We start from the raw sequence: 16,387 nt of genomic DNA, 5'->3' as shown, positions 1-16,387 counted from the left end.
GTGGCGGGCGGTCATGGTTGCTTGCCCTGGATGCCTTCCACGTACCACTTCATGGTCCACAGTTCGGATTCGGGGACGGCCTTGCCGGCGGCAACCTGCAACTGGCCGGCCTGGTTGTTGATGGGGCCGGCGAAGGGCTGCAGCGTACCGGCGACGATGGCCTTGCGGCGTTCTTCCGCCTGCGCCACCACGTCCTTGGGCAGCGCGGCGTTGTAGGGGGCGAGCTGGACGATGCCTTCTTTCATGCCCCATTTGGTGTCCTCCGCCTTCCATTTGCCTTCCAGTACCTGGCGCACCTTGTGCACGTAGTACACGCCCCAGTTGAGGGTGTTGCCGGTCAGGTGCGCCTTGGGGCCGAAGCGGCTCATGTCGGAGTCCTGGCCGAAGGCGTAGAGGCCACGGCTTTCCGCCACCTGTATCGGGGCCGGCGAGTCGGTGTTCTGGTAGAACACGTCGGCGCCCTGCCCGGCCAGCGTCTGCGCGGCGTCGCGCTCCAGGCTGGGATCGTACCAGGCATTGATCCACACCACCTTGGCGTTGACCTTGGGGTTGACGCTGCGCGCGCCCAGCACGAAGGCGTCCAGGTTGCGGATCACTTCGGGGATGGGGATCGGCGCGATGTAGCCCAGCGTGTTGGTCTTGGTCATGCGGCCGGCGATGGTGCCGAGCACGTAGGCGCCTTCGTAGAAGCGCGTCTGGTACAGGCCGACGTTGCGCGCCATGGTGTAGCCGGAACAGTGTTCGAAGATCACGTCCGGGTTTTCCTTGGCCACGCGCAGCACCGGGTTCATGAAGCCGAACGAGGTGGCGAAGATCATCTTGCAGCCGTCGTCGATCAGCTGGCGCATGACGCGCTCGGCTTCCGGCGTTTCGGGCACGCGTTCGACGAACACGGTCTCGATGCGCGTGCCGAATTCCTTCTCCAGCATGCGGCGTCCCAGTTCGTGCTGGAACGACCAGCCGATGTCGGCCACCGGGCCGGGGTAGATGAAGCCGATTTTGAGTTTGGGGGCGGCGGCCAGGGCAGCGAAGGGTTGCGACGAGGCGGCTAGGGCGGCGCCCGAGGCGAGCAAGAATTGACGGCGGTTCATGGCGGCAAGACTCCTTGATTGGATGGATCGATCGGTGGCGAAAGATCGCCGTTGATCGTATACATGCAATTTGAATGCCAGCCATAAATGTTATTCAAATAATTGATTTAAAAGGATTTAATTATATTTATTTGATTGTATACATTTTTTGGTTTGCACGCAAAATGGGCAAAAACCGTTCGACCGGAGGGCGCGCGCACCGCCAGCGGGCAGGCGCCGTATTGGTCGTATCGGGCGCATTGGCCGGAGATGGCGGGCGGGAAATCAGAATGCGCGGCGCAGCGCTTCGGTGTTGTCTTGCGGCAGGCGCAGCCGGGCTTCCAGCGCCAGCAGGTGTTTGTCCATTTCAGTGGCGGCGCCGTTGCCGTCGCGCAGCGCCAGGAGGTCGACCAGGCGCGTGTGTTCGTCGTGCTCGCAACTGGCTTCGCCCGGCATTTCATAGAGCGCCACGATCAAGGAGCAGCGCGTCATCAGCTCGGTCAGCATGCGCTGCAGGACCTGGTTGCCGGAGAGCTCGGCCAGCGCCAGGTGGAAGCCGCCGGCCAGCGCCACCCAGCGCGGGTGGTCGCCCTCGTGCAGGGCGGCGTGTTCGGCTTGCAGGCGTTGCTTGAGTTTGGCGACTTCGCCGTGGTCGATGCTGCGCGCCACTTCGCGCACGATCGCGCCTTCGATGGCGCGGCGCGCGGCGAACACGTCGCGCGTTTCCTTCGGCCCCGGCGTGGCCACCGCGGCGCCCTTGTTGGGCACGATGTCGACGATGCGCAATTCCGCCAGCCGCCGCAGCGCTTGCCGCACCACCGTGCGGCTGACGCCGAACTGCTCGCACAGGCTGGCTTCTTGCAGCCGCGTGCCGGGCTTCAGCCGTCCGTGCATGACGGCGTTGAAGATCGCCTCGTACACGTTTTGGTCGAGGGTTTCCGGGTTGTTGGCGGGCGCGCGTTGGGGTTTCATGGATGGTGAAGGGTGAGGCGGAGGATCGATATCATAACGCGGGGCGGCTTATCTCCAGCACTTTGGTTCGCGCCTCTTGTCTCAAGAGGCGCGGGAACTCGGCAATGTTTTTGCATTGCCGGCGGGGCGGCATCGCGGATCGCAAGCGGGTACGAACGCAGGGCAAGAACTCACAGGCGCGGTGCAAATACAGGCAGCAATTCAACATGACGCGGGATAGATCAATTATTGACTTTGACTGAATTGAGGCCTAAATTCGGGTCTATTCGTCTGAAGGAGTTTTTCATGCAATCCATTGCCAACATCAAGTCAATTTCCTATCTGAAAAGCCATGCGGCGCAAATTTCGGAAGACCTGGAATTGAATGGAAACCCATTCATCATCACCCAGAACGGCGAGGCCAGCATGGTGATCGAGGGCATCAAGCAATTTCAGGAAAAAGAAGAGCTCATTGCCGCGCTGAAAATCATCGCCTTGGGCGAGAAAGACCGTTTGCAGGGCAAGGGGCTCACCATCGATGAATCTCGCGCACAACTTCGTGCTGCCCGTCAGCGTCGCAAATAATGGCTGTCGTCATTCTTCCCGATGCGCAAGAGGATTTTCTCTCGCTTCAAGAGTACATGCTGGATAAATGGGGGGAGCTCGAATGGATCAAGGCGGAGGACGAGATTTTTGAAAAACTGCAACAGGCCCATGCGGGGGACTATCCGGGTACCGCCATAAAAGAGTTGGCGGCGGTTGGCATTTTTGAATACCAGAATGTGTTTACCTCGCATCACAAGCTCGTCTACCGACGAATCGGCAATGACATTTATGTATATGCCGTCGCCGGGCATCAGCAGGATTTCCCGACGCTTTTGATGAAGCGGCTACTGAAGAAGTAAGCGAGAAGTCCGAACGGCCAGTCGAGATTGCATGCTTGCAGCTTAGGGCATGCCAACAACAAGGAGAAGGTCATTTCGAAGATGGATCGCTTCCTGATTTCCGTTGATCAATTGCATGTCTATAACTGGCTGAGCATTCCGATGTGGGTGTTCGACAGAAGCCGGCTGCGAATCACATGGGCCAATCCGTCAGCCCTTGAATTTTGGGCGGCCAACTCGATTGAGGAGCTGGCGCGCAGGGATTTTTCAGACATCACCCCAACCGCGATGGATCGCCTGCATGCCGTCCATCGCAATGCCTTGAAAGGGATCAACGTTGAGGAGCAATGGACGCTTTACCCTCCAGGCCAGCCCAGGCAGGTGGTCCTGAAAAGCGCGGTGGTGCGGGAAAAAGATGATTCAACGGAGGGAATACTCTTTTGCGCGGCAAACCTGCGTGCCATGCCGGATGCGCAGTTGCGCGGCGTCCAGGTGCTGTCGTACACCTCAAACGTCGCGGCGCTTTACACGCTGGCAGGAGATGTTTTATTCCGAAACCCGATTGCATCTGCCATGTGGGATGGCTTGAGCAATGATCGCGACACGGATGCGCTAAGCGCCACCTTTGTCGACCCGCAAGATGCCAGGCGGATTATTCGTGCCGTATCGGATAAAGCGAGAATTTTGGCGGAGTTCAACGTTCGCACCGCGAAACAAGGGGAGCGGATTTTTGAATTGGATTGCCGGCCGGTCATCGATCCGATCGACGCGCAACTCGTGCTGGGCATTAGTGGGCGCGATATCACCGAACACAGGCAGGTGGAGGCTGAACGTAATACCTTACGTGAAGCCCAGCTCAGGGCCGCACAAGCAGTCGCTTCGGAAAAAGAGCTCACCGTTGCCGCGCGCAAGATCTTCATGGCCACGGCCTCGCATGAACTGCGTTCCCCCTTGCAAAGCATCATGAGCAGCCTCGACCTTCTTGAGCGCTATCCTCACGAAATTGAAAACTGTGTCATACCGATGCGCGAAGCGACGCAACAGCTCAATGACATTGCTCTGGACCTGGTTGAATTCGTACGCGCCGACAGCGCTCCCGGCTTACGCATACGCGCTTTGCACGCGGTCACGTTTTTCAGGAAAACACTCGCTCCTATCTGTAAGCAAGCGTTGGCAAAAGGACTCGATTTTTCATTCCTGCCTGAAGGGCTGGATGTGACCATCGAGATTGACGAAATCCGCATGCGGCAGATTATCGTCAACCTTGCAGACAATGCGGTTAAATACACATCTGCAGGTGCCGTGCAAATTCATGCCGAAATTCAACACGGAAAAGATTTGGTGCTGCTGGTCAAAGATACAGGAATTGGTATGAGCAATGCGGCAACCAAACGTGTTTTACAACCCTTTTCCCGCGGTAGTAAAAGTCATTTGATAAACCCTCAAGGCTTGGGCTTGGGATTGGCCATCGTTCAATCCCATCTGCTCGAAATGGGCGGCGAAATGGATATTCGCTCTCAATTGCAAGCGGGAACGGAGATCAGCATTCGCCTTCCGCTTCAAAATACATCGGCGTTCGTCGATTCAGAACCGACTTGAGTTTCTCAACAATAATCGATGTCGGAAACGGTTTTAGCAGGACATCAATATTGTGTGTGCGCACAAGTTCGGCGATATCGTTTTCGTTTTCTATCCGGGCCTGAATGGTGCCGGTCAAAAGAATGATGGGACAGGTCTTGTCAACGCGACGAATCGCCTCAATCAATCCCCGAGAAGTTTCTCCATCGGCCAACGTCCAGTCCAGGATATATCCATCGGGAAGCGGATGCGTTTCAAGAAGGGGGAGGACAGGCCCGGAATGGCTGAAATATTTTGTGTTGAAGCCGCCGTCGATTTGTATGAATCTACAGAAAGGCCGGGTTGACGTCTCTTCATCATCAACAATGACTACGGTGGGGCCTGAGGTGCTGAATGCATCCACATGCAAATCGAGAACCCCTCTTTGCGCCGTCCCGGTCGGTGCGTCGTTTGTCGGACAAACGACCACACACTTTTCGGCTTCATCTTCATAAGCGACAAAAAGATCGTGCGGCTCAGGTATTGATTTTCTTGTAATGACCGTACATGCACACTGAGAATTTCCAATTCGGAGCAAGGCCTTGCATGCTCCAGGCACTATTCTTTCCTCGGGAAAATTAGATTGCAACATCGCAGTGACGGTCGTCTTGAAGTGATCTGCAATAGCAAACAATTCTCCAAGTGAGAGAACGCTTTCATCCGCCAGGCGACGTGCGGCGGTTTTTTGCGTTCCGCCGATGATTTCTGAAATGATGCGCGCCCAACTTTTTTGCGGAATATTTTTGCGGCGTAACAGATTTTTCAGAATGGAAAACTCCCTTCTTCGGGCGATCTCATTTCTCATATGCGGTTTTATCAATTCTTATGGGCCCGAGCTGGCGGCATGACCTCTTCAAAAACATGTGCTGTATGGCGGGCAAAGACTACCGTGTAGTTTTTAATTCAAGCCCTTTGCCGGGCCACAACCAATGTGCTGATGGCATAAGTCAAATTATCTGGAGAGGGTTGATGCGTGAACGGGAAGACGCTCCCGTTCAGGTGATCGGTTAGTAAAGCCGATCCGAAAAGGCGCAGTCAAGCGAGCTTGGCGGCATCATCGACATGTATGCATATCTTGGTTGTTAAATGATTTTTTTCTAAAGATTTTTCTGGATTGCATACGATGTAGATGTGGAATCCAAAAAATTATCAATAGGGTAAAAAAATATAAGGTGGCAATATTTTTCCTTTTGGAAGTTTTTGGTGTTTTGTTGATTTTTGCCCGCGATCGGAAAAAATGTCTGCCAATGTTCTTTCGTCCTTATCTTCTTCGCTCGCCCCAGGCGATCTCGCCCGCGCGCGCCAATGGATACAAGCAGCCGACGCGCTCATCGTCACCGCCGGCGCCGGCATGGGGGTGGATTCAGGGCTGCCGGACTTTCGCGGCAACGCAGGTTTCTGGCAGGCTTATCCGCCGTTGCAGCGGGCCGGCATCGTCTTCACCGACATCGCCAATGGCCGGGCCTTCGACAAAGATCCGGCGCTGGCCTGGGGGTTCTATGGACATCGGCTCACGCTGTATCGCCAGACCGGGCCGCATGCCGGCTTTGCGCTGTTGCGCGAACTGGCCGCGGACAAGCCGCAGGGAATGTTCGTCTTCACCAGCAATGTCGACGGGCAGTTCCAACAGGCCGGCGTGGCGGAGGATCGCATCGTCGAATGCCATGGCAGCATCCATCACCTGCAATGCACGCACGACTGCGTCGGCGCGATCTGGCCGGCCGATGGGGTGATGCCGCAGGTGGAGATGGCGCACTGCCGGCTGCGCTCGCCATTGCCGGAGTGCCCGCATTGCGGCGCGGTGGCGCGGCCCAATATCCTGATGTTCGATGATTCCCGCTGGAATGAGCAACGTACGGATGGGCAGTATCGTCGCATGCGTTCCTGGCTGGACAAGGTCCGGCATCCGGTGGTGATCGAGCTTGGCGCCGGCACCGCCATTCCATCGGTGCGGCGCATGGGGGAGCGGCTGGGGGCGCCGCTGGTGCGAATCAATCCGCGCGAGTGGATGGCGGAGGGGGCAGATCGGATCGGGTTGCGCTGCGGCGCATTGGAGGGGCTGCGGCAGATCGCGGCGGGCTGGACCGCTTGATGCGCGACTGAGGCCGGAGCTCAGAAAATCGAAAACCCGGTGCGCCCGGCAAACAACTCCAGCGCCCTCGCCCCCGCCAGCGAATTGCCGTGCACATCCAGCGCCGGCGACCACACGCATAGCGCCATGCGGCCCGGCACCACGGCCAGGATGCCGCCGCCGACCCCGCTCTTGGCCGGCAGGCCGATGCGAAAGGCGAAGTCGCCGGCGGCGTCGTAGGTGCCGCAGGTCAGCATGATGGAGGCCACGCGCCGTACTTCGCTGGGCGTGAGCAGCGCCTCGGGGACGCCCGGCGCGGTGCCGTAGTGCACCAGCAGCTGCGCGGCCCTCGCCAGCTCGGCGCAACTCATTTCGATGGCGCATTGGTGGAAGTAGGCTTGCAGCACGTTGTCCACCGGCGCCTTGAGGTTGCCGAAGCTCTTGATGAAATTGGCCATGGCCGCGTTGCGAAAGCCGTGCTGCGCTTCCGAGCGCGCCACGCGGGCGTTGAAGTTGATGTCTTGCACGCCGCTGACCTGGCGGATGAATTCCAGGATGGCCAGGTGCGGGTTGGCGTATTGGCTGCACAGGATGTCGGTCACCACCAGCGCGCCGGCATTGATGAAGGGATTGCGCGGAATGCCCTGGTCGGTCTCCAGCTGCACCAGCGAGTTGAACGGGTTGCCGGAAGGCTCGCGCCCGACGCGCCGCCACAGCGCGTCGCCCAGCATGCGGTAGGCCATCACCAGCGTGAAGACCTTGGAGATGCTCTGGATCGAAAAGCGCTCGTGCGCGTCGCCGGCCGTGTAGATGCCGCCGTCGGGCAGGTAGAGCGCGATGCCCAGCTTGTTGCGGTCGATGTGGCCCAGTTCGGGAATGTAGCTCGCCACCTTGCCTTGCAGCGTCAGGGGGCGGACTTCTTCGAGAACCTGTTCCAGGATGGGTGTGAAATGGGTGGCGGTGTCCATGCGGGCGTGGCGGAGGATGGCAACAGGCACATCATGCCATCGGCTGCGCCCGCACGGGCAATTCCCGGTATCGGCAAGCGCGGTGAGGAAGACGGCGGCTTAATCGCCCAGGTCGATGGACGAGGCCAGCGCCACACCTTCCGGCGCTTCGTACAAGGCCACCACCCAGGCTTGCCGCTGGTTGCCCGCTTGCGCGTTGAGGGTTTGCGTGACGAAGTTGATCGAGGCGCGGTCCAGCCCGGCAAAGGGATCGTCCAGCAGGTTCAGCGCGGCGCCGGCGGCAAAGGCGGCGGCCAGGTAGACCTTGCGCTTGCTGCCGGTGGAGAGCATGAACAGTTTCTTTTCCAGATGCGGCGCCAGCGACAGGCCTGCGATCAGCGCCGGCAGGCGCGCATGGTCGAAGCCGGGAAAGCGCTTCTCCATGGCGTCGAAGAATTCCGGCGGCGTCATCTGGTCGTAAGCCTCGGTACGCGGATCGACGTGAAACACCTGGCGCCGATAAGCTTCGCTGTCTTCATCCAGCCGGATGCCGTCCAGTTCCAGCACCCCGTCCTTGACCGGCATCAGCCCGCCCAGCAATTGCAGCAGGGTGGTCTTGCCGCGGCCGTCGCCGCCGCGCACCAGCGTGACGCCGGGCGGGACCGTGGCGGACAGGTCCTTGAAGAGTTCATGCCCGGGATAGGCGAAATTGAGCTTGCGGACCAGCAACAGCGCGGGGCGGTCTTGTGATGTCGTCATGGAAGTCTGGCGTGGAAGCGCCGGGCGGCGGATCCGTCCGGCAATGCGGCTGGGAGCCGGTCAGCGCCGGCGTTGCTGCGCGGCCTGTTTTTCCCGGCGGGCGTCGGCCAGCATGGCGATCGCCAGCGCGACCGGCGGATACAGCAGGATCAGGCCGCTCCAGTCATGGCCGGAGAGGAACATCAGGCCGGCGATGCACAGGTCGAGCGCCATCAGCAACATCAATGGCCAGCCCACGGGCGCGCCAAGGAAGGTCTTCGGTCTCTTGTTCTTGAAATACAGTGCCATGCCATTCACCGTCGTTGTTCGCGCCATGCCGTCTTGACTGCTTGCCATCAATTCCGCCTGGCGGGTTCGATGACGAACCGGCAGGCATGCCGCGAGGGGTTGTCTCCTGTGGGCGATTATAAAAGATGTTGGCGGCCCGGGCGACGAAGACGGGAGATATTCATGCGCCGCGTTCCCCGGCGGCAAGATGCGCGCAGCAAGGCGCGGCCGCGATGGCGCTCAGAAATCGACCTGCGCCGACAACAGCAATGTGCGCGGCGCCGCCACCGTGGCGTAGGGGCTGGCCAGCAGCCAATAGTTGCGGTTGAACAGGTTTTCCACGTTGGCGCGCAACACCACCGGCTTGCCGGCCAGGCGGGTCTGGTAGCGCGCGCCGATGTCGGCGCGGGTCCAGCCCGGCAGGCTCAGGGTGTTCTCGGCGTTGAAGTAGACCGACGAGGTATGGACCACGCGCGCATTCAGGGCCAGCCCGGCCAGCCATGGGCTATCCCAGTCGGTCGCCAGGCTGAACGCGTATCTCGGCACGCCGGCGGCGTTCTTGCCGTCATTGGCGCCGTTGGCCGTGCGCGTCAGCTTGGCGTCGAAGAACGCGCCGCTGGCCATCAGGCGCAAGCCCGATGCCGCCTCGCCATAGGCCGAAAGCTCCAGGCCGCGGTTGCGCTGTTCGCCGTCGTAGCCGTAGAGGCTGGCGCCGGGCGGATTGGGCAACATGGTGATGACCGCGCTCGGGTTGGCGATCTGGAATACGGAGGCGCCGGTGGTCATGCGGCCCCAGTCGACCTTGACGCCGGCTTCGTATTGCCTGGAGCGGTAGGGCGGCAGGATCTGGCCGGCATTGAGCACGCCGGTCGGCACCACCGTCCCGCGGGTCAGGCCGGCCGTGTAGTTGGCATATAGCGAGACTGCTCCGGATGGCTTGAGCACCACGCCCAGCAGCGGCGAAACGGCGCCGGCACTGTAGGAAGAGGTCTGCAGCCCGGTGACGGTATCGAAGCTGTCGTAGCGCACCTGTTGCTGGCGCGCCCCGGCGAAGATGCTCAGCCGGCCTTCCAGCATGGACAGGGTGTCGGCCAGCGTCACGCTGGTGAGCACCATGTCGTAGGACTTCTTGGGCGAGGTGCGGGCATCGGTGATGGCCGGCAGCGGTGTGGCGCCGTAGATGCTGTAGGTGGCGGTGCCGCCGGAGGGGATGTAGGCGTTGCCGGCTTCCTGCTGCAGCCGCGTCATGCCGATGGCCAGCGCATGGTCGATGCCGGCCGTGTCGAAGCGTATGCGCAGGCCGGCGTCGGCGGTGATGGTCTTGCTGTAGGTGTCGTAGTAGCTGTTGCGCAGCGTGCCGATGCCGGCGGCGTCGACCGCGCCGGTCGTCAGGTTTTGTCGGGACGCGCCGTAGCGATAGCCGATGGCGCCGTAGGCGGTCAGGTCGCCATCGATGTCGTATTCGAGGCGCGATACCGTGGCCGCATCTTCCAGCCGCAACTGGCTGCCGCGATAGAAGTTCGCATCCGCCGGCGGCGGCGAGGGGATCGTCGTCACCTCCGGCAGGAAGCCGACCTGCGGGCGGAAATTGTCGCTGTCCTCATGCTGCGCATAGGTATCCAGCGACCAGCGCAACTGGCGGCCGCGGTAGTCCAGCGCCAGCGCGCCGACCGCCAGTTGCTGGTTGCCGTCCTTGATGCTGGCCTCCCCATCCTTGTAGACGCCGTTGACGCGGATACCCCACGCGTTGCCGGCGCCGAAACGGCGGCTGGCATCGGCCTGCACGCCGGCTTGCCCCTTGCTCTGGAAGGATGTGGTCAGGCGCGCGAGCGGCTCGTCGCCGGCGCGTTTGGTGACGATGTTGATGCTGCCGCCGATGCTGCCGTCGGGGTTGATGCCGTTCATCAGGGTGCCGGGGCCCTTGAGCACTTCCACCCTTTCCATGATGGCGGCCGGCATGTGGCTGGCCGAGGCCAGGCCGAACAGGCCGTTGAAACCGATATCGCCGCTGGAGAGGCTGTAGCCGCGGATCTGGAAGGTATCGCCGAAGCCGCCGGCGGCGGTGAGCATGCGCACCGAGGCGTCGTTCTCCACCACGTCGGCCAGCGTGCGCGCCTGCTGGTTGTCCAGCAGGGCGGCGGTGTAGTTCACCGTGCTGAATGGAACATCCATGGCATTGCCGGCGCCGAGGATGCCCAGGCTGCCGCCTTTGGCGAGCTGGCCGCCGGCGTAGGGCGCGGTGGCGTCCTGGTCGGCGGTCGACATGATGGTGACCGTGGGCAGCGGCCGGCTGGCCATGCCGAAGGCGGGCTTGCCCAGCAGATAGCCGCCGTTGCCCTGGCGGTTCGCCTGGATGCCGGTGTCGGCCAGCAGCGCGGCCAGGCCGCCGTCGACGCTATAACTGCCGCGCAGCCCGTCGCTATGGAGGCCGGCGGCGATGTCCGGCCGGAACGACAAGAGGATGCCGGCATCGTGGCCGAAACGGCCCAGCACCTCTTCCAGCGGGCCGGCGGGAATGTCATAGGTGTGCACCGCGGCCATGGCTTGCGCGAAGGCGGGAGCGGGGATCAGTTGCGCGGACATGGCGGCGCCGGCGGCAACGGCGCTACAGACGCGTGCCGCACGCCGCAGCACCAGCTGCATTGCCTGCATGGCTTGCGCATAGCGCGCCCTCGCCTGCTCCATGTCGATGCGACCTTTCCGGATAAGAAATTGACGTCCCTGCTCCGATGACCCGTGAAAACCGAAAACGGATCAGCCGCGTTGCGGGCGCGGGCCCATGCGGATGCGGCGGCCGCCCCAGAAGCGGTGGCGGATGTCGGCCTGCACGTCCAGCGTGGCGGCCAGCGTTTCGACGATCTTGTCGATATCGTCCAGCGGAAACGAACCGGATACCCGCCGGTCGGCGATGGCCGGGTCGCAAGCGAGGGTGTCGCGGCTATAGCGGCCCAGGTCGGCGATGAAGTCGTCCAGCCGCATGCTGCGGGCGATGATGAAGCCATCGATCCAGCCGCTGGCGGCCGCATCCACCCGGCCGGCGGCATGGATCCCGGCGGCGCTGAAGCGCGCCTGTTCGCCGGCCTGCAAGAGCAGGCCCCCGGCGGCAGCGTGGCGCGGCGCGATGCGCACCGCGCCTTCGAATACGCGCACTTCGGTGGCGTCGGCCATTTGCCTGACCGTGTAGCGGGTACCCAGCGCATGGGCCGTGCCGTGCACGGTCTCGACCATGAATGGGCGGTGCGCCGCATCCTTGGCCGTGCTCGCCAGGATCTCGCCGGCCACCAGCCGGATGCGCCGTTCGGTCTGGCTGAAGCCGAGGTTGACGGCGCTGCCGGTGTTGAGCATGAGCTGCGTGCCGTCGGCCAGCGTGAGCGTGCGGCGTTCGCCGACGGCGGTGCGGTAATCGGCGTTCCACTCGCGCCAGGGCGTGTATTGCGCCACGCCCCAGGCGCCGCCGCCGGCGCACAGCGCCACGGCCAGGCTCTTGATGATCTGGCGCCGATGCGGCGCACCGCGCGGCGCCAGCGCGGCCTGGGCGACGGCCGAATTGAGCGGCGAAGCCAGCGGCAGCAAACGGCCCCGCACCGACTCGATGCGCTGCCATGCGCGCTCATGGTCGGCATGCTCGCCGCGCCAGCGGGCCCATGCCGCGATGGTCTGGGGCGGCACCGGCTGGGCTTGCAGTTCCACCAGCCATTCGAGCGCGCGCTCGGCCACATGCTGCGGCAGCGTGGCGGCATCGGGCGTGTGCTTATACCAGTCGGAGGCGGACAAGGACGGCCTCATCCGAGGAAGGCAATGTCGGCAAAGTAGCAGCGCTGCAGGGCCTTGACGAGATAGCGCTTGACGGTGGGAATCGAGATGCCGAGCGCCGCGGCGACCTGGGCATGGGTTTGCCCGTCGAGCTGCGACAGCAGGAAGGCGCGCTTGACGATGGCCGGCAGGCCGTCCAGCAACTGGTCCAGTTCGAGCAGGGTTTCCAGCAGGATCGCCTGCTCTTCCGGCGACGGCGCCAGGCCGGCCGGGGCTTGCGCCAGCGCTTCGAGATAGGCCTTTTCCAGCTTCTCGCGCCGCCAGTGGTTGGATACCAGGTTCCGGGCGACCGTGGTCAGGTAAGCGCGCGGTTCATTGATGGCGGCCGGCACGCGTTCGCTGCTGAGCAGGCGGATGAAGGTGTCATGCGCCAGGTCGGCCGCCTGCTCGGTATTGCCGAGCCGACGCAGAAGCCATCCCTTGAGCCAGGAGTGGTGGTCGCAATAGAGGGCTTCGATGGACATGGGGAAAGGCATCCCAGACAAGATGGAAACCGATCCGGCAAGCCGCCTGCGCGCTTCGATCGGCGCCTTGTCGGCGCGGCCAGGCCGGGAGTGAGAAAGCGTGATTATAAATGATAGTGATTACCATTAACAAATGATGCCTGACGGTCGTTGTTTTCGTGCCGGGCCGGATAAAAAGAAATGCCGGCAGCGCCGGTAGTACCGTCCAGCTCCCGTTCGCCCTGAGTAGCTGCGCAGCAGCGTATCGAAGGGCAGGCAAGACCGCTAACGCTGACACGCTGGCTTCGATACGGCCCTGACGGGCCTACTCAGCCCGAACGGGTTCTGATGATTAGTCGAGAGTTGGCGCCATGCCGTCGATGGCCGTGCGCATGTCATGGTGGATGCGCACGACGCGGAAATTGGCCGGCTGCTCGACCATCACGCAGGTCTTGCCGGTGCGCTTGCAGTGGTCTTGCACGCGCCAGTAGGCGCCGTGGCTCAGGCACCCGGTCTGGCAGATCACGAGATCGGCGGCGACGATGCTGGCTTCCAGCGCCGAGATGTCTGGCGTCGCCGCGCCGGCGACGGCTTGCGGGCGTGCCGCCGGCGCCGGCGTCGATATGGTCGGGCGTAGCGTGTCGCGCATCAGGTCTTGCAGCCGCCGGCTCAGGTCCCTGACCTTGCGCGCCAGCGTGACGCGCGGCGCCAGATCGGGGATGGCCGCCTCCAGCGCGGCGCGGTCTTCGCAAGCCCAGGCCAGCGCACTGTCGCGCGCGATGATGGCCGCGCGCATTTGCATCGCCTGCGCGCGCAGTTGCGCGATCTCTGCGGCTTGCCGCCGCATGGTCTCGCTGCAACGCAGCTGTGCGGCAGCAAGGTGGCGCACCAGTGCCACGTGCTCGCCGGCTAGCGTGTCGTCCGGGCGCCGGATGGCGGGTGCAGGAAGCGTCGTGTCGTTCATGTGAGTCTCCCGTTGCGGGCCTCGCTGTGGAACCTGTCATCCGGCGAGGAGGGGCTCGATTATAGATGAGAACGATTGCTATTTGACGCGATTGGCAGCAGGGTTATTTCTGTCCATCGCCTTCGGCCGGCGATGAAAAAAAAGCGGCCCCGGCTTGCGCCGGGACCGCTGCAGGAAAAGGCTGGGGAGTGGCAGCCGGGCGTTCTCAGCGCGCCTTGGCGGCGCCCGGCCACAGGCGCACCGCCAGCGCCAGGATCGAGGTCAGCGTGGCCAGGCCGATCACGGCGATCCAGCCCCATTGCGCCAGCGCCAGGCTGCCCAATGCCGCGCCGCCGGCCATGCCGATGAACATGCCCACGAACAGCACCGCATTGAGGCGGCTGCGGGCGCCGGGCTCGATGCCGTAGACGATGGTCTGGTGCGCCACCAGCGTGGCTTGCACGCCGAGGTCGAAGCCGATGGCGGCCAGCGCGATCAGGACTAGTTGGCCCTCCTTGGAAAACCACGGCGACAGCGCCATCGCAGCGAAGGACACGGTTGCCAGGCCGACGCCCAGGCGGGTCACCAGTTCAGGGCCTTTCTTGTCCGAGATGCGGCCGGCCAGCGGCGCGGCCAGGGCGCCGGCGGCGCCCGCCAGGCCAAAGGCGCCGGCGGCGGCGCTGCCCAGGTGGAACGGCGCGCCATGCAGCATCACCGCCAGGGTCGACCAGAACGCCGAGAAACCGATCGACAGCAGGCCCTGGGCCAGGGCGGCGCGGCGCAAGGCGCCATGCTTTCTGACCAGGCTGGCCAGCGAACCCAGCAGCGCGCCGTACGGCATGCGGGTGGTCGGGTGGAAGCGCGGCAGGCCGCGCCATGCGGCCACGCCGATCAACGCAATGCTGGCGGCGGCGCCGACGAACATGGCGCGCCAGCCGAAGTTTTCGGCCACGAAACCACTCACCACGCGCGACAGCAGGATGCCCAGCAACAGGCCCGTCATCACGGTGCCGACGATGCGGCCGCGGTGCTGTTCCGGCGCCAGGGTGGCGGCGGCCGGCACGATGTCTTGCGCCATGGTGGCCGACAAGCCGACCGCCAGGCTGGCGGCCAGCAGCATGCCCACGCCGGAAGAGGCGCCGGCCAGCAGCAGCGCGGCGGTCAGCACCGCGGCCTTGATCAGGATGATGCGGCGGCGGTCGTAGCGGTCACCCAGCGGCGCCAGCAGCAGGATGCCCAGCGCGTAGCCGAGCTGGGTCGACATCGGCACCATGCCGACCACGCGCTCGGACGCGCCGATATCGTCGGCCAGTACGCCCAGCATCGGTTGCGAGTAATACAGGGAAGCCACGGACAGGCCGGCGCCGGTGGCCAGCAACAGGATCAGGGCCGGCGACAGGCCATGCGCCTGCGGATGCGCCTTGGCCGCCAGGTCGCCCGGGGCTATATGCGTGTTAGGAATGTTATTCATGATGAAACTCCCGATGTGTTTGCCATGCGTTTGCGTCAAACTGGTCTTGGAAAAGCCTTGTATGCCAGCGTTGTAGCGGATTCTGCGTCACCCGGCTCGCATACGGTAGTAGCGCAAACAGCAGAATTGATATACGTTTGGCGTATGACCAAGCCACCCGCCCCCGCCCAGCCGGCAGCGCTTGCCGCCGGCCTGACCGACCGCATCGAGCTGATGCAGACCTTTGTGCGCATCGTCGAAGCCGGCAGCCTGTCGGCGGCGGCATCCCAACTGGGCACGACCCAGCCCACCATCAGCCGCCGCTTGCAGACCCTGGAGCGTTCGCTGGGGGTGCGCCTGCTGCAACGTTCCACGCATGCGATGAAACTGACCGACGACGGCGAGCGCTGCTACGAGCGCGCCAAGGACTTGCTGGCGGGATGGGACGAGTTCGAAAGCGACCTGCGCGGGGCGCGCCTGCAGGCCGAGGGTTCGCTGCGGGTGGTGGTGCCGCATGCGTTCGGGCAAAAACAGTTGATCGGGCCGCTGGCGGAGTTCATGCGCCGCCATCCGCTGGTCACGGTGGAATGGCTGTTGCATGACCGCGCCGCCGATTTCATTTCCCAGGGCATCGATTGCGCGATCCAGGTGGGCGAGGTGCATGACCCTTCCGTGGTGGCGATCCACCTGGCCGAAGTGCCGCGCATGACGGTGGCCGCGCCGTCGCTGCTGGCAGGCCGTCCGCTGCCGCAGCATCCGGCCGACCTGGCCGCCCTGCCCTGGATCGCCATCCCCGCCTTTTACCGGCGCGAGGTGACGCTCACCCATGCGCGCAGCGGCGAGCAAAAGCACATCTCGTTCCGGCCGCAACTGGTCACCGACAGCCTGTACGCCTTGCGCAACACGGCCATCGAAGGCATGGGCGTGGCGGTCGGGTCGTCATGGATCCTGGCCGAGGATGTGGCGGCGGGCCGGCTGGTGCAGTTGCTGCCGGAGTGGGAACCGGCGCCGCTGCCGGTGTCGCTGCTGTATCCCTACGCGCGTTTTTACCCGGCGCGCCTGCGCCATTTCATCGACACCATGAAGGAGGCCATGCCGGGCGCCGTGCGCGGCGCGGTCGGCTGGGATGCGCTGGCGCGGCGGCAGCCTGCCGCCGGCAAGAAGGACTGAGC

16 protein-coding genes are annotated in these 16,387 nt (G+C 63.4%); 5 read left to right on the top strand and 11 right to left on the bottom strand.

Features of this window, described 5'->3' with window-relative positions; genetic code table 11:
- Nucleotides 1–11: 11 nt before the first annotated feature.
- The gene (locus AC07N6_RS15125; RefSeq protein ID WP_494782337.1) at nucleotides 12–1,091 is read right to left on the bottom strand and encodes a BMP family ABC transporter substrate-binding protein; all 1,080 of its coding nucleotides are present in this window, start codon (nucleotides 1,089–1,091) and stop codon (nucleotides 12–14) included.
- Nucleotides 1,092–1,355: 264 nt separating this feature from the next.
- Entirely contained in the window at nucleotides 1,356–2,042 is a 687-nt protein-coding gene (locus tag AC07N6_RS15120) for a GntR family transcriptional regulator (protein ID WP_494782338.1), read from the bottom strand.
- A gap of 285 nt (nucleotides 2,043–2,327) precedes the next feature.
- Between AC07N6_RS15120 and AC07N6_RS15115 the strand changes: the two genes are divergently transcribed.
- The 3 genes from AC07N6_RS15115 (at nucleotide 2,328) to AC07N6_RS15105 (ending at nucleotide 4,504) form a co-directional block, all read left to right on the top strand.
- The gene (locus tag AC07N6_RS15115; RefSeq protein WP_494782339.1) at nucleotides 2,328–2,606 is read left to right on the top strand and encodes a type II toxin-antitoxin system Phd/YefM family antitoxin; all 279 of its coding nucleotides are present in this window, start codon (nucleotides 2,328–2,330) and stop codon (nucleotides 2,604–2,606) included.
- Nucleotides 2,606–2,926, top strand: a complete 321-nt coding sequence (locus tag AC07N6_RS15110) for a type II toxin-antitoxin system RelE/ParE family toxin (RefSeq protein WP_494782340.1) — start codon at nucleotides 2,606–2,608, stop codon at nucleotides 2,924–2,926. The genes AC07N6_RS15115 and AC07N6_RS15110 overlap by 1 nt, the downstream gene beginning before the upstream one ends.
- Nucleotides 2,927–3,007: 81 nt before the next feature.
- Nucleotides 3,008–4,504 (top strand): PAS domain-containing sensor histidine kinase, encoded by a 1,497-nt coding sequence (locus tag AC07N6_RS15105; protein WP_494782341.1) that lies wholly within the window; start codon nucleotides 3,008–3,010, stop codon nucleotides 4,502–4,504.
- On the opposite strand, the gene AC07N6_RS15100 is transcribed toward AC07N6_RS15105, so the two are convergent.
- A complete protein-coding gene (locus AC07N6_RS15100) occupies nucleotides 4,446–5,327 on the bottom strand; it encodes a response regulator (protein ID WP_494782342.1) in 882 nt (293 codons plus the stop codon). The genes AC07N6_RS15105 and AC07N6_RS15100 overlap by 59 nt on opposite strands.
- Before the next feature lie 432 nt (nucleotides 5,328–5,759).
- On the opposite strand from AC07N6_RS15100, the gene AC07N6_RS15095 reads away from it, so the two are divergent.
- Nucleotides 5,760–6,614, top strand: coding sequence for an SIR2 family NAD-dependent protein deacylase (locus AC07N6_RS15095; protein WP_494782343.1), 855 nt, complete (start codon nucleotides 5,760–5,762; stop codon nucleotides 6,612–6,614).
- Between the two features lie 20 nt (nucleotides 6,615–6,634).
- Here AC07N6_RS15095 and AC07N6_RS15090 read toward each other — a convergent pair whose 3' ends face one another.
- The 8 genes from AC07N6_RS15090 to AC07N6_RS15055 all read right to left on the bottom strand — a co-directional run bounded on the left by AC07N6_RS15090 (nucleotide 6,635) and on the right by AC07N6_RS15055 (nucleotide 15,236).
- Complete coding sequence (locus AC07N6_RS15090) at nucleotides 6,635–7,561, bottom strand: glutaminase (RefSeq protein ID WP_494782344.1); 927 nt, start codon at nucleotides 7,559–7,561, stop codon at nucleotides 6,635–6,637.
- A 99-nt stretch (nucleotides 7,562–7,660) separates the two neighbouring features.
- The gene (locus AC07N6_RS15085; protein ID WP_494782345.1) at nucleotides 7,661–8,299 is read right to left on the bottom strand and encodes an ABC transporter ATP-binding protein; all 639 of its coding nucleotides are present in this window, start codon (nucleotides 8,297–8,299) and stop codon (nucleotides 7,661–7,663) included.
- Nucleotides 8,300–8,359: 60 nt separating this feature from the next.
- Nucleotides 8,360–8,635, bottom strand: a complete 276-nt coding sequence (locus tag AC07N6_RS15080) for a hypothetical protein (protein ID WP_494782346.1) — start codon at nucleotides 8,633–8,635, stop codon at nucleotides 8,360–8,362.
- A gap of 171 nt (nucleotides 8,636–8,806) precedes the next feature.
- A complete protein-coding gene (locus AC07N6_RS15075; protein ID WP_494782347.1) occupies nucleotides 8,807–11,251 on the bottom strand; it encodes a TonB-dependent siderophore receptor in 2,445 nt (814 codons plus the stop codon).
- A gap of 69 nt (nucleotides 11,252–11,320) precedes the next feature.
- Nucleotides 11,321–12,340, bottom strand: a complete 1,020-nt coding sequence (locus AC07N6_RS15070) for a FecR domain-containing protein (protein WP_494782348.1) — start codon at nucleotides 12,338–12,340, stop codon at nucleotides 11,321–11,323.
- 8 nt (nucleotides 12,341–12,348) lie between these two features.
- On the bottom strand, nucleotides 12,349–12,843 hold the full coding sequence (locus AC07N6_RS15065; protein ID WP_494782349.1) for a sigma-70 family RNA polymerase sigma factor: 495 nt from the start codon (nucleotides 12,841–12,843) through the stop codon (nucleotides 12,349–12,351).
- A 331-nt stretch (nucleotides 12,844–13,174) separates the two neighbouring features.
- Nucleotides 13,175–13,786, bottom strand: a complete 612-nt coding sequence (locus AC07N6_RS15060) for a DUF2325 domain-containing protein (protein WP_494782350.1) — start codon at nucleotides 13,784–13,786, stop codon at nucleotides 13,175–13,177.
- Nucleotides 13,787–13,991: 205 nt separating this feature from the next.
- Nucleotides 13,992–15,236: an MFS transporter gene (locus AC07N6_RS15055; protein ID WP_494782351.1), complete on the bottom strand. Its 1,245-nt coding sequence runs from the start codon at nucleotides 15,234–15,236 to the stop codon at nucleotides 13,992–13,994.
- Between the two features lie 144 nt (nucleotides 15,237–15,380).
- On the opposite strand from AC07N6_RS15055, the gene AC07N6_RS15050 reads away from it, so the two are divergent.
- Complete coding sequence (locus AC07N6_RS15050; RefSeq protein ID WP_494782352.1) at nucleotides 15,381–16,385, top strand: LysR family transcriptional regulator; 1,005 nt, start codon at nucleotides 15,381–15,383, stop codon at nucleotides 16,383–16,385.
- Nucleotides 16,386–16,387 lie beyond the last annotated feature (2 nt).

The sequence above is a fragment of the Herbaspirillum sp. GW821-FHT09A12 genome (genome assembly GCF_059418325.1).
The sequence above is the reverse complement of the archived record's forward strand: the minus strand, read 5'-3'. Positions and strand labels throughout refer to the sequence as shown.